The following is a 12,613-nucleotide window of genomic DNA, read 5'->3' on the forward strand; positions in this document are numbered from 1 at the left end:
CCGATACAACATGAACGTCCAACAACACAAGCGGCCGTCCTAGCCGACCCTCTTGCCCACCACTCCCATGCCCCAGCCTGCTTCCTGCCCGGACCTGACCGCCGTCATTCACCTGGACCGCCTACGGTCCAACGTGGCGCTGGTCCGCGCCCGGGTTCCGGCCCATGTCCAACTGATGGCCGTGGTCAAATGCGACGCGTACGGCCACGGCGCAATACCCATCGCCCGGGCGCTCAAGCAGTGCGCGGTTGATCAGCTGGTAGTCGGCTCGATCACGGAAGGCATTGCCCTGCGCCAGGCCGGTCTCTCCGGCCCGATCCTCGTTTTCAGCGATCCCTTGCACCCGGACTTGCAGGACGCATTGACGCATGAGCTGACCCTGACCGTGGCGGATGAGCCGTTCGCGGCCCGGCTGGCCCGGTTGCGGGCCCGTCCCGGCCAGGTCGTCGCGGTGCATCTCAAGGTGGATACCGGCCTGTTCCGGTTCGGGGTCGACCCGGGCCGGGCCGGGCCGGTGATGGCCGACCTCGCAAAAATGCCCCATGTTCGGGTCGAGGGCGTGTACAGCCATCTGTCCTCCACCTTTCACGACGACGCAGCGAGCAACGCATCCACCCGATGCCAGATCAAGGCCTTCGAGGTGGTCTGTGAACACTTGGAGGAGCAAGGCCTGCTGCCGCAGATGGTCCACCTTGGAAGCTCCACCGGCCTGCTGGGCTTTCCCGACGAACTTTGTTCCACCCGGTTCAACGCCCTGCGGGTGGGCACGCTGTTCTACGGCTTCCTGGAGCGGTCCAACACCTGGACGAACCGCCCCCGGCCCATTGCCGAGCTGACCACGCGGATCTTGCAGGTCCGCGCGGTCCGGGCCGGCGTCCACGTCGGATATCATCGCGCCCACCGGATGGCCCACGACGGACGGATAGCGGTGATCCACGGCGGCTATACCCAGGGCCTGCACGGCGATCTGGCCGGGAATTTCCAGCCTTTGGTCCAGGGTCGGCCCGCCATGCTGCTCGGCAAACCGGCCCTGGCCCAATCCCTGCTTGACGTCAGCCATGCCCCCCGGGTTCAACCCGGCGACGAAGTGCTCCTGGCCGGGGAAGCGGTGAACATGCGCACCGTCGGCCAAGCCTTGGGCCGATCTACCTGGGAACTGCTCGCCCCGATGCTCCAGGCCGCCCGCAAAATCTATCCGCAATCCTGAACCGGCCATGCGCGACACCCAAAAAATCACCCTCATCGCGATCCTGATCCTGCTCCTGTCCCAGGCTTTCATGATCGTGCTGGTGGCCAATTCCTTCGAAAAAATCCACGTGGCCTCGGAACTGGCCCGATACGTCGTGCCCCAGAAGGATTTTAAGCGCCAGGTGGAGGGCGCGTTGCGCTTCGGCAAGCCCCTGGACAACCTGCTGGGCATGGACAAGCTGCTGGCCCGATCCGCGGAGAGTTACGACGATCTGACGAATATCGCGGTCTATTCCGCGCACGGCGATTTTTTGTACAGCCTGCGTCCCATTGATCAGTTCCCGGCGTTTCCGGATCTCCCCCCAGGCGCACAAAGCAAGACCATTTCCCTGGCCGATCCCCTGCTGGATGCCCGGGAAACCCCGGAAGCCTATCAAATTGCCATGCCCCTCTTTGGGCCGGGACAATCCTGGATGGGTGGCGAAAGCCCTTCTGTTTTGGCCGGAACCGTTGTCTTCGCCTTTTCCAAGCAAAACATCCGCGATGGCGTGCGGCTGTTTTGGCAGCAGCGCCTATTCTACGGACTGGCCATCTCCGCCGCCGCGGCCCTGGCCCTGTTCCTGCTCCTGCGCCAGATCCGGGGGGGGGATATGACCGCCCTGCGCCGGAAGATTTTCGTCCGCGTGCTGCTGGTCACGATTCTGGCCCAGCTCGCCTTTTCCGGCCTGAGCGCCCACCAATTCCACCATAACCATGTCCGCGTGCTGACGGAACGGGTTCAGGCCCAACTGGACCTGTTGCGCCAGGAGGTGGAGCGGGTTCTGGCTCGGGGGATCACCCTGGAACGGGTTAGCCGGATGGACGAATACCTGTTGGAAATTCTGGAGAACAATCCGGAAGTGACGAGGTTGGTTCTGCACGACGCGCAAGGTGCTCCCCTGGCCCAGGCCCAGGACCAGGCCGCAGAGGAAACGGGACGTCCATCGTGGTTTTTGTCCGCCGCCGACTTGACCATCGTCCTGCCCGTGACGGGACCGACCCCGGACATCCAGGTTGGCAGCCTTCGCGCCACGTTAAACGCCAACGTCCTGCTCGCCGTGCTTTGGAAAATCCTGGTGGACTCGCTGACCGTGGCCCTGATCGCCTCGCTGTTCATCGTGGAGCAGATCTATTTTATGGTCAGCCGGATCAAGGAACGTCCCGAAGAAAACCGCCCCCTCAACACGGAACGGGAGAACCTGGACACCCTGTTACTGGCCCGATTCGCGGCCTTCGCGTTCCTGTTCGCCTTTGCCCTGCCCGTCTCCTTCGTGCCGCTGCAAATGCGCGAGCTGTACACTCCGATGTGGGGCCTGCCCAGGGACATGGTTCTCGGGCTGCCCATTTCCCTGGAAATGCTTTGCGCCCTGCTGGCCTCCCTGATTGCCGGGGCGACAGCGGACAGCCGGGGCTGGCGGCCACCGTTCCTGGCCGGGGTGCTGGTCACGGCCGCGGGGCTCTTTTTCTGCTCCCAGGCCGAAACCGGCCTGCAGTATATTCTGGCCCGCGGGGTCTGCGGCCTGGGCTACGGCCTGTCCTGGATGTCCCTGCAAACCTTTCTCTTCACCCAATCCACCCCCTCCACCCGGGCCCAGGGGAGTTCCCATTTCGTGGCCGGGATTTTTTCCGGACATATCTGCGGTACGGCCCTGGGCGGAATCTTGGCGGAACGGATGGGCTTCAACGCGGTGTTTCTGGTCGGGGCGATGCTGATGACCTGTTCGCTGGTCCTCTTTTACCTGTTCATGCGCCGGATTCCGGACCAGGTCGGACAGGGCCCCACGGTTCTGGTCAAACCGCGGGCCCTGCTGCGCTACCTGACCAACCGGAACACCTTTGCCCTGATTTTTTGCTGCGTGATCCCCTTTTCCATTTGCCAAGTGGGGCTGCTCTTCTTCGCCACGCCGCTGTATCTGGACCAACTGGGCGTGAACCAGTCGGACATTGGCCGGGTGTTGATGATCTATGGTCTGTCCGTGGTCTACTTGGCCCCCCAGATCAGCAAGATCGTGGACCGCCAGGAACGGAAAATGCCGTTCATCGCCGTGGGCGGCCTGATCGGGGGGCTGGGCCTGGCCCTGCTCTTCGTGCACCAGGGCTTCATGGCGGTGATGGCGGCCATTTTCCTGCTCGGCGTGGCCAGCAGCATCGGCTCCTCGGCCCAGACCGCCTTTGCCCTGAAATCGCGCGCCACCCAGGAGCTGGGCCCGGGCAAGGCCATGGCCATCCAGCGGGCCATGGACAAGCTCGGTCAGATGCTGGGCCCGCTTCTGCTGGGTCTGCTCATGTCCGGCGTCAGCATTGCCCAGGGGCTCGTGGTCCTGGGCCTGGGCTACATGCTCCTGTCCGGGCTATTCCTCGTGCTGGCCCGGGAGCGGGAGTCCGATGGATGATGGACGGGAAGAGTGAGCCCATGGCCGCAACGGGAACTGACCATTTCAGTCTGGGCGTGGAGCTGGAAATGCCCACGGCTGATGCCTCCACCGGCGCGACCCATCCGGTGCGCGGCTTTTTCGCCAACCTGGCCCACATCCTCGCGGACCAGGGCCTGACCCAGGGCCTGGCCACGCAGCCCCTGCACGGCAACGGGCGGGAATACGGCTTGCGCAGCCCGCGCGGCGTGCACTCCATAGACAACGGTTTCAACAATCTGGAAAGCTCCCTGGGCCCCGTGGCCGCCGGAGAAAGCAGCCTCGACACCCTGGCCGTGATGATCCGCCGGGAAATCCGGGACGTCAGCGCGGCCCTGGCCCGGGAAGGGGCCATGCTGGTCAATTTCAGCGAGCATCCCGACGTGGTGGTGGACGAGGACTTCTACTTCGCGCACCGGGCGCCCAAGGCCCTCTACGACTACCAGATTCTGCACCGCGGTTGGAACCATATGTCCGGGTTCGACGCCAAGGCCCAGAACAGCCCCAGCACGGGGCTGGATTTCAGCCAGGCCGTCAGCGGCCTGAATTGCCTGATCGCCCTGGCCCCGGCCTTCATCGCCCTGTATGCCAATAGTCCGTTCGAAGCCGGCGTCCTCACCCCGAACAAGGAAAACCGGCTGACCATCTGGCCGCGCCAGTTGGATTGCTCCCGAATGCCCGGCGACCGCAAGCTGCATCGAGCACCCGTTCGGCCCTTTCGGAATATGGCGGACTATCTGACGTGGATGTTCGGCCCGGACACCCAGATGTGGTTCGCCGAACATCGTGGCCAGGGCAAAAGCATCAGCCAGGCCTTGCTCGCGCCCGGCGATCCGCCCCTGCTGGATTTTTTGCGCGGCGGTCCGCGCTGGGTCGTGCCCTATGGACCGGGAAACGCCAAAATCGTGACGCCTTCCATCCGCCACCTGGAAGACCACCAGTTCACCCAGTACGGCGACTGCCGGTTGCGGTACGCTTTTGCCGACCCACCGCCGGAACTGGAGCGTTTCCTGGCCCTGCTCGACGAACAGCCAGACCAACTGGAGACCTTTTTTCAGGACCACACGGCGTACTGCTACCTGGAAGGCCGCGCCGCCGGGGCCACCTTCGCGGACCAGGAACTGCTGGACCTGGCCGGAGAGGAGGTCGGCGCCTCGGCAGCCGTATCGCCCAGTGCGCTGCAATATGGATTGTTGCGGGATTTGGACCGGACCAAACGGCTGGTGGCCGGCCATGCCTGGTCGGAGTGGATCGGCCTGCGGGAGCAGGCCGTGCGCAGTGCCCTGGACGGAGAGTTTGGAGGGATCACGCTGCGCCGGGTCTGCGCGGCTGTCCTGGAAATCGCCGGCAACGCCTTGGCCGCGGACCAAGCCTGGACCCTGGCCTATCCGCTCTGGGTGTTGCGGACCGGAAAAACCGGAGCGGACCGGGCCCTGGCCCGATTTGCGCGAAGCAGCGGCCCGCCGACACAGCGCCTGCGCGAGCTGATTCTGACCCGCCGGGTGATTCCGGTCTGATTCCCTCAGCCTCAACCCCGACAAACGCTGTCCACAGGTAGCAGGGGCGACCGGCCGGTCGCCCCTACGGGCGTGGGCATGAACAACCGTACCCGGAAGCGTCAAGCAGTATTCCTGGAAACAAGTGAACCATCCCACGTTGTCGGTGGTCGTTGGCGGGTCTACTCCCCGCCCACCGGCTCGATCTGGTCGTAGACCTCGTCCGCGGCGGCCAGGATGTCGAAGGGCGGGTCAAAGCCGATCTTTTCCGCCGTTCGCAGATTGATGGCGATCTTGGGTGGGGCGTTCCAGCGTTGCGGCAGGTCACGGGGCTTGGCGCCATTGAAGATCTTGGCCACTGTTTCGGCATGAAATCGACCGACATACGCGAAACCGGCCTGGGCAATACTCAGCAGAGCGCCGTGCCTGACAAACTCCGAACCGGCCATGGCGAACGTGGCCACGTTGTGCTCCAGGAGCGGGGGAAGCAGGCTGGGCAGGTTGGGCAGTCCCTCGCCCCGGTGAACCGTGATGTACAGGGCCTCCACCTGGGGAGCCAACTCTTCGTAGCAGGCCCGAACTTCCGCGGAGGCCTGTTCCAAGGTGACGTCATTGTTTCGGGCAAAACAGTGGTGCAAGGAGAAGCCGCGCTCTTTGGCCACCAATTCGGCCTCGTCCAGGGCCGCGAAGGTCCGGCCTTCCACGCTGTCCTCGTAGACCAGCCCCATGCTGGTAAAGCCGATGATGTCGTGGAACAGCCGCAACTGCCGGGCGTAGCGTTCCGGTTCGACCTTGGCGTGGAGATGATCAAAGCCGGAATCGTCCATGCTCTGGATGATCCCAGAGGCCAGGGGGTTACTGGTGGAGGCGACCACCGTGGCCGTGGTGTGCTGGTCATTGGCCAGATCCAGTCCGGCCCAGGTGCCCAAGGCCAGGATCAAGTCCAGATCCTTGTCCCGTTCCAACCGTCCGAGCAACTCGGCCTTGGTGGCTTGACGCAAATCAACATTGAACTCAGAGGTATAAAAAGCGTCCTTGACGAATTCCAGGTAATCGGACTGGATGTTGTCCGCCACCCACTCCCAGGTCCGCCGATGATCCGGATCGTACTCCGTCGGCAACGACGCGGCCTTGATCCAGCCCAGATCCATCAGCCCAGCGACGATCCTCAGAAAAATCACCTCATAATCCGGAAAGGCTCCTCCCTCCAGATAACCGATCCGCCACTTTTGCCCGTTATTGTCCCGAGGCGCGGTGTCCGCGTCCTGGGCCCAAGACGCGGACGTCGCGAACGTTAAAAGGCAGATCATGCCGATGCAAACAAGAATTCTCCAAACTCGTCGCATATTCCTACCTCCGGATGCGTAGAGGTGAAGGGGAAAACAGAGGGATGGCCGAATTGCCAGCCCTTGTCGCGTCAATCCGTCATCGAAATCGCTATCGAGATCGAAATCGTTTTCTGACAAGCTTTCGATTTCGATTTCGATAGCGATTTCGATCCGGAAAGCGTCAGAGTGTCTTTGTCATCAACCCTGCTCGGTTTCCGCCTGGTGCAAGGCCTGGGTGGTGTCCCGGCTCAGGTCCGCGGTCAGGTAGTCCAGGGTCACGGGCAGGTCCATGCGCAGGCTGCGCAGGATCTGAATCCCGATACGGGCGCGCACGGCCCGGCATTGGAGGAGGTGCCCGCCGCGCTGGCGGTCCTCGGAAATGAAGTGCAGGTGCACTCCGGGCACGCTCAGGGAGGACATGAACCTCGGAGTGAAGAATCCGGCCAGAGTTCCGGAGAGATTGCTCATCTCAAAGGTGGGTTGATCCCTGGTCGCCTCGGTCAGGGGCCGATACTGGTCCTGCTTGGGCACGGACCGGGTGCGCACGAACTCGAAATCTCCGTCCACCCGCAGGGCGTACATCATGTTCGGAGAAGGAAACTCGTTTTCCAGCAGGGCCAACAGGGTCTCCAGATCCGTGAAGCCGGAGTCGATCTCCTCAAAGGTCAGTTCCCGGAAAAAACAGACGCAGGCAAAGGGCGTCAAGACGTCGTCCCCAGGCCTGTGCACCCGACCGTCTCCGGTGATCTGGAACGCCGAGCCGCCCAAGAGGACGAGTTCCCCGTCCAGATCGTTGAACGTCCCCAGCCCGAAATCTCCATGTTCCCTGAGCTGGCCCAGGGTGGTGTTCTGGCGGTAGATCCCTTCCACCAGGGCGTTCACCGGAGCGGAAAGGTACAGGGTGTCCCGTTCCGGTTCTCGAGAGTGTTCCGTCATGCTGACCTCCAGCGAGTCGTCGTCCGTCTATCCCGATTCGTCTAGCCTCGATCCGTCTAACCCGTCTAGCCAAGGATGCCCGCCGGACCGAATTTCTTGATCAGATGCTCGAAGAAGTCCACGGTCTTGACCAATCCGTCCTCGAGCTTGACCCGTGGTTCCCAACCCAGCCGCTGCTTGGCCAGACTGATGTCCGGCCTACGGCGTTCCGGGTCGTCTTTGGGCAGCGGCTTGTACACGATCTCCGACGCGGACCCGGTCATGGCCACCACTTTCTCGGCCAGTTCCTTGATGGTGAATTCCCCGGGATTGCCCAGATTGACCGGGCCGGTGAATTCGTCCGGAGAGTCCATCAGCCTTAGAAATCCGTCGATCAGATCCTCCACGTAACAGAATGACCGAGTCTGCGAGCCGTCGCCGTAAATGGTGATGGGCCTGCCCAACAGGGCCTGGACGATGAAGTTGGAGACCACCCGACCGTCGTTGGGATGCATCCTCGGCCCGTACGTGTTGAAGATCCGGGCCACCTTGATCCGCAGCTTGTGCTGGCGGTGGTAATCGAAAAACAGGGTCTCGGCGCAGCGCTTGCCTTCGTCGTAACAGGAACGGGGCCCGGTGGGATTGACGTTGCCCCAGTAACTCTCCGGCTGCGGGTGCACGGTGGGATTGCCGTAGACCTCGGAGGTGGAGGCCTGCATGATTTTGGCCCGGGTCCGCTTGGCCAGCCCGAGCATGTTGATGGCTCCATGGACCGATGTCTTCGTCGTTTGCACCGGATCGTGCTGGTAATGGATGGGAGACGCCGGGCAGGCCAGGTTGTAGATTTCATCCACTTCCACGAACAGCGGAAAAGTCACGTCATGGCGCATGATCTCGAAGTGCTTGTTGTCCAGCAAATGCTCCACGTTCATCCGGGACCCGGTGAAATAATTGTCCAGGCACAGCACCATGCAACCGCGCTCCAGCAACCGTTCACACAGCCACGACCCCAAAAAACCCGCCCCACCGGTAACCAGAACACGTTTGTGAATATGCATCGAATCGTCCCTCTCCTGAAGTAAAATTGAGCGGCCACGGCCTTCCGTAGGTGCTACGAAATCGCTTGCCAAGTCTGAAAGGCCGCGAAGAGCGCCAAGATGATGAAAAATATCCCGCTGACGCGGTGCAGCAGTTTCATGGGAATGCGTTGCAGTACGGTACAACCGGCCCAGATCCCCAGGGCGGAGGTGAGGATCAAGGCCGTCGTGGCTCCGGCCCAAACGGCCAGGGGAATACTCGTACTGCTCAAACCGACCACGGCCAACTGCGTCTTGTCGCCGAACTCGGCCACGAAGATCAGGGCAAAAGTGGCCAGGAAAATGCCGTGCCCGCTTGGCGGACTCGCGCATTCCCGGTCAGGCTCCTCCTCGGCCCGCATGCTCTGGATGCCGAAGACCAGAAACAACACTGCCACAATGGCATAGACCATCACCTCCGGAATCCAATTGGCCAGGGCCGCTCCGAAAACCACCGCCAGGGTGTTCAAGACCACAAAGGCCAATGCACTGCCGACCATCACCGGAAAAGCCCGGTGCCGGGCGGCCATGACCATACAGACCAACTGGCTCTTGTCGCCGATCTCCGCGGCGAAGATCAACAGAAAACTGGTTCCCGAGGCAATCAGAAAGTCGATCCCGCCAACGCCCAGCCCCGTGGCGGCCAAAACCGCAAGAACGTGCTCCATGGCTTCCTTGTTTATGACCAAGACCGTCGGCACGCGCCCCATTTGAAACATCCACGCCGACCAGATCATTCCCCCGCGTTTCCGCGTCACCTCTAGCAGGGTGCACGGATGAAGGGCAAGCCGTCGGAGATGGTGTCGTGGGGATCACGACCGTTCCAATTGACACGACCGAAATATAGTAATTACAGTAATTATATTTCTATTGAAATGAAGCGGAACAGCATCTCGAACACGGCACAAAGGAGCACGACGCATGGAGCATCACGCCCGCTCACACCCCATCAAGCTCGTTCCCATCGGCAACTCGAAAGGCGTCAGGATACCGAGCAAACTCATCAAGAAATACGGTTTTCTAAGTACCCTCGTGCTGGAGGAAACTGAAAAAGGATTGCTCTTACGCGGAGAAAGGGACGGCAAGCTTAGTTGGGAGGACACATTCCAGACCATGGCCGAAGAAAAGGAGTCTTGGGACGATTTCGAGGCCACACTGCTGGACGGGTTGGAAAATGGCGATGACGACAATTTCTAGATACGAAATTTACCTTGCCGACCTCAACCCCACTATCGGAGGAGAGATCAAAAAGGTCCGCCCGGTGGTCATCGTCAGCCGGGACGAAATGAACCGACACCTGGAAACCGTGGTCGTCTGCCCACTGACCACGCGCCTGCATCCTCGCTGGCGCTCTCGCCTTCAGGTCGAATGCGCGGGGAAAAGCTCCGAAATCGCTGTGGATCAAATTCGAACCATCAGCAAGCAGCGGCTGATCCGGAAAATCGACCAGATCTCCGACGCCCAGGCAGCCCAACTGCGCACCCTGATCACGGAAATGTACGCCGAGTGACCCACGTAAAAAAAGAACGGGTCAACGTCACAAGGACGCCGACCCGTTCAATGGCCATTCCAGGGAAGGGATGACCGTCTATTCATTCAAGGATTCGTACACCTTGCCCACCAGCTTTTCCGACGGCGTCAGGGTCTTTTCGCCCTTGGTCCATTTCGCGGGGCAGGCTTCCGCCGGATGGTCCAGGAGGTAGATGTTGGCCTCCATCTTCCGCAGCAGCTCGTCCGAGTTCCGCCCCACGTTGTAGAAATTGATCTCCGAAGAGACCAAAACCCCTTCCGGATTGATGATGAACGTCCCGCGCAGATCCAACCCGGTATGGCAGTCGTAGACCCCGAAATAGCGGGACACCGCGCCGTTGGGGTCCGCGGCCATGATGTACTTCACCTTCTCCAGCAGCTTCTCGCTGTTCCTCCAGGCCAAGTGTGAGAACTTGGTGTCCGTGGACACGGCGACCACCTCGCAACCCATCTGCTCCAGGGCCGCGTATTTGTCCGCCAAGTCGGCCAATTCCGTGGGGCAGACAAAGGTGAAGTCCGCCGGGTAGAAAAAGAGCACTACCCATTTTCCGGCCTTGTTCAGTTCCTTCAAGCTTACGGTCCCGAAAGACCCCTCTTTCGGGTCGTAGGTTTCCATGGTGAAATTGCAAACCTTCTTTCCAATTTTCACATGTTCCACCGGTTCATGATGCGGTTTGACGTCACATCCCATAACAAGTTCCTCCCTTGGTTGAGTAGGTTGAATGTCGCAACTGGCAGAGACGAGCTCTTTATTAAGAGGAATGATTCACATTGTCAAGAATAAAATTTGACTCAACCGAGACGTTCCCGCGCCACAAATTGCCGTCATCGCGTCCCGCAGGGGAAAACGGCCTTCCTTGCAGGCTGATAACGCATCTCCGCCTCGCCCAACCGAAGGCCCTGACTCTCGGAATCAGCCGCTTTTTGGTTGCCGTTATCCCAGGCGTGGTGTTATTGGTAGCCGTTCCGATCTACAACCGTCTCGCCCAGATTGATTCACAAGGGAGGAAACATGTCCGAAACAGGAAAGAGCAAAGGCCATTACGCGGGGCTTTTTGGGGATCAAAGCTCCCGATGTTGCGCCGTGGTGTTTGGTGAATCGGAGCAAACACCTCCAGCCCCCCTGTATCTGGCAGCGGACATCGGAGGGACCACCAGTCGGTTCGCGCTGTTTGAGGACCTCGGCGACACCATGCGGCTCCGAAGCGTGGAACGGATCCCCACCTCGGAGGCGAAATCTTTCAGTGATCTATTGCGATTGCTCAAGGACGGCCCCCTGGGGCCGGAGTTGTCGCACTGTCGGGCCGGGGCTCTGGCCGTGGCCGGAGCGGTGCAAGGCGGGGTCCAGGCCGACCCGCCGAACATCCCCTGGGCCATCGACGTCCGCTCCACGAACCTGTCCGGCCTCCCGGACACGCTGATCCTGCTCAACGATTTCGCGGCCCAGGCTTATGCCTGCAAGACCGCGGCCCTGGATGAGGCCGTCACGATCAACGCCGGTCGGCGGAATGAACGGGGCATGGTGGGGGTGATCGGCGCGGGGACCGGGCTGGGCCATGGGATGCTGGCCCCGTTGCCTGAGCAGGGTTTGAGGGACTTTCCTGGGAGGAGCTTTCTGGCATGGCCTTCGGAGGCGGGACACGCCGCTTTCGCGTTCGTGAACCGAGAGGAGGCGGCCTTCGAAGACTTCGTGCGCCGCGAACTGGGGCTGGAGTATGTTTATGGGGATGTGGTCGTTTCCGGCCAAGGCTTGGCCTTGCTGCACCGCTTCCACTTCGGCCAGGACCTCAGGCCGGAGCAGGCTGCCGCCGCCATGGACGAAACATCGCCCGTGATGAGCTGGTTTGCCCGGTTCTACGGCCGGGCCTGCCGCCACTTTGCCCTGAATATTCTGGCCACCGGCGGAATCGTGGTCACCGGCGGGGTGGCGGCCAAAAATCCCGGCCTGATGCGACACCCGGAGTTTTTTCGCGAATTCACGGACAACCCCAACTACCGGGCTCTGCTCCAGGACATCCCGGTCGTCCTGAATACCAACCAGGACAGCGGACTGTGGGGCGCGGCCCTGGCAGCCAAGCTCGCGGCCCGGAGGCGGCCGACACCCTCAGCGACGCCGCCTGAACCGCACGGCAATCACGAGACAGGGAGAACGTGCGCTGAAGGGCGGCTCGTCGCCGACGGATGATCAGCCCGTCAAGCCAAGGCTCGAAAATCGGGACAGGATGTCCGCCTTGGACATATAGCCCTCGTAACGCAGAACCTCCCGTCCGTCCTGGTCAAAAAAGATCAGGGTCGGCAGGACGCGGATGGTCCCGAAGGAGCGCCCGATGTCCGGACGAAGGCCCACGTCGAAGGTGTAGATGCGAAACGCTTCGCCGTGCCCTCTCTCCAACTCCGCCAAAATGGGGATCATCCGTTTGCAGTGAATGCAGTTTTCGGTTTTCAGGTTCACCAGTCGCGGCAATTCTCCCGGCACCCCGGGCAGGGCCGGGGCCGGATCGATTTCCGGTCCGGTCAATTGGGACTGGGTGGTGGTGTAGTGTTGGATCAGCCCCACGGAAGCGAACAGGGCCATGAGGATGACGATGATTCCGGCTTTGCTGTAGGAGGTCATAATGTAAAGGTATGAG

12 protein-coding genes are annotated in these 12,613 nt (G+C 61.5%); 6 read left to right on the forward strand and 6 right to left on the reverse strand.

Annotated features, from left to right (window positions below; genetic code table 11):
• The first annotated feature begins 52 nt into the window (after nt 1-52).
• The 3 genes from alr to DESLA_RS0110875 are packed head-to-tail and all read left to right on the forward strand — an operon-like array spanning nt 53 to nt 5,155.
• Nucleotides 53-1,207: an alanine racemase gene (gene alr, locus DESLA_RS0110865; RefSeq protein ID WP_156932935.1), complete on the forward strand. Its 1,155-nt coding sequence runs from the start codon at nt 53-55 to the stop codon at nt 1,205-1,207.
• Between the two features lie 7 nt (nt 1,208-1,214).
• A complete protein-coding gene (locus DESLA_RS0110870; protein ID WP_028572460.1) occupies nt 1,215-3,620 on the forward strand; it encodes an MFS transporter in 2,406 nt (801 codons plus the stop codon).
• Nucleotides 3,617-5,155, forward strand: coding sequence for a glutamate-cysteine ligase family protein (locus tag DESLA_RS0110875; protein WP_051434602.1), 1,539 nt, complete (start codon nt 3,617-3,619; stop codon nt 5,153-5,155). Before DESLA_RS0110870 ends, DESLA_RS0110875 begins: the two co-directional genes overlap by 4 nt.
• A gap of 161 nt (nt 5,156-5,316) precedes the next feature.
• Here DESLA_RS0110875 and DESLA_RS0110880 read toward each other — a convergent pair whose 3' ends face one another.
• The 4 genes from DESLA_RS0110880 to DESLA_RS0110895 form a co-directional block, all read right to left on the reverse strand.
• The gene (locus tag DESLA_RS0110880) at nt 5,317-6,480 is read right to left on the reverse strand and encodes an ABC transporter substrate-binding protein (protein ID WP_028572462.1); all 1,164 of its coding nucleotides are present in this window, start codon (nt 6,478-6,480) and stop codon (nt 5,317-5,319) included.
• A 180-nt stretch (nt 6,481-6,660) separates the two neighbouring features.
• On the reverse strand, nt 6,661-7,398 hold the full coding sequence (budA, locus tag DESLA_RS0110885) for an acetolactate decarboxylase (protein WP_028572463.1): 738 nt from the start codon (nt 7,396-7,398) through the stop codon (nt 6,661-6,663).
• A gap of 65 nt (nt 7,399-7,463) precedes the next feature.
• Entirely contained in the window at nt 7,464-8,435 is a 972-nt protein-coding gene (locus DESLA_RS0110890) for a UDP-glucuronic acid decarboxylase family protein (protein ID WP_028572464.1), read from the reverse strand.
• A 53-nt stretch (nt 8,436-8,488) separates the two neighbouring features.
• Nucleotides 8,489-9,163 (reverse strand): TMEM165/GDT1 family protein, encoded by a 675-nt coding sequence (locus tag DESLA_RS0110895; RefSeq protein WP_211239050.1) that lies wholly within the window; start codon nt 9,161-9,163, stop codon nt 8,489-8,491.
• 211 nt (nt 9,164-9,374) lie between these two features.
• Here DESLA_RS0110895 and DESLA_RS0110900 point away from each other — a divergent pair, with 211 nt between their 5' ends.
• Complete coding sequence (locus tag DESLA_RS0110900; RefSeq protein ID WP_028573522.1) at nt 9,375-9,650, forward strand: AbrB/MazE/SpoVT family DNA-binding domain-containing protein; 276 nt, start codon at nt 9,375-9,377, stop codon at nt 9,648-9,650.
• Complete coding sequence (locus DESLA_RS0110905; protein ID WP_051434603.1) at nt 9,634-9,963, forward strand: type II toxin-antitoxin system PemK/MazF family toxin; 330 nt, start codon at nt 9,634-9,636, stop codon at nt 9,961-9,963. The genes DESLA_RS0110900 and DESLA_RS0110905 overlap by 17 nt, the downstream gene beginning before the upstream one ends.
• A 78-nt stretch (nt 9,964-10,041) precedes the next feature.
• Here DESLA_RS0110905 and DESLA_RS0110910 read toward each other — a convergent pair whose 3' ends face one another.
• Nucleotides 10,042-10,674, reverse strand: coding sequence for a peroxiredoxin (locus DESLA_RS0110910; RefSeq protein ID WP_051434604.1), 633 nt, complete (start codon nt 10,672-10,674; stop codon nt 10,042-10,044).
• A gap of 321 nt (nt 10,675-10,995) precedes the next feature.
• Between DESLA_RS0110910 and DESLA_RS20060 the strand changes: the two genes are divergently transcribed.
• Complete coding sequence (locus DESLA_RS20060; RefSeq protein ID WP_051434605.1) at nt 10,996-12,168, forward strand: glucokinase; 1,173 nt, start codon at nt 10,996-10,998, stop codon at nt 12,166-12,168.
• Here DESLA_RS20060 and DESLA_RS20065 read toward each other — a convergent pair whose 3' ends face one another.
• Nucleotides 12,169-12,597, reverse strand: a complete 429-nt coding sequence (locus DESLA_RS20065; RefSeq protein WP_051434606.1) for a thioredoxin family protein — start codon at nt 12,595-12,597, stop codon at nt 12,169-12,171.
• Nucleotides 12,598-12,613: the final 16 nt, after the last annotated feature.

Source organism: Desulfonatronum lacustre DSM 10312, from assembly GCF_000519265.1.
Taxonomy (GTDB): Bacteria; Desulfobacterota; Desulfovibrionia; order Desulfovibrionales; family Desulfonatronaceae; genus Desulfonatronum; species Desulfonatronum lacustre.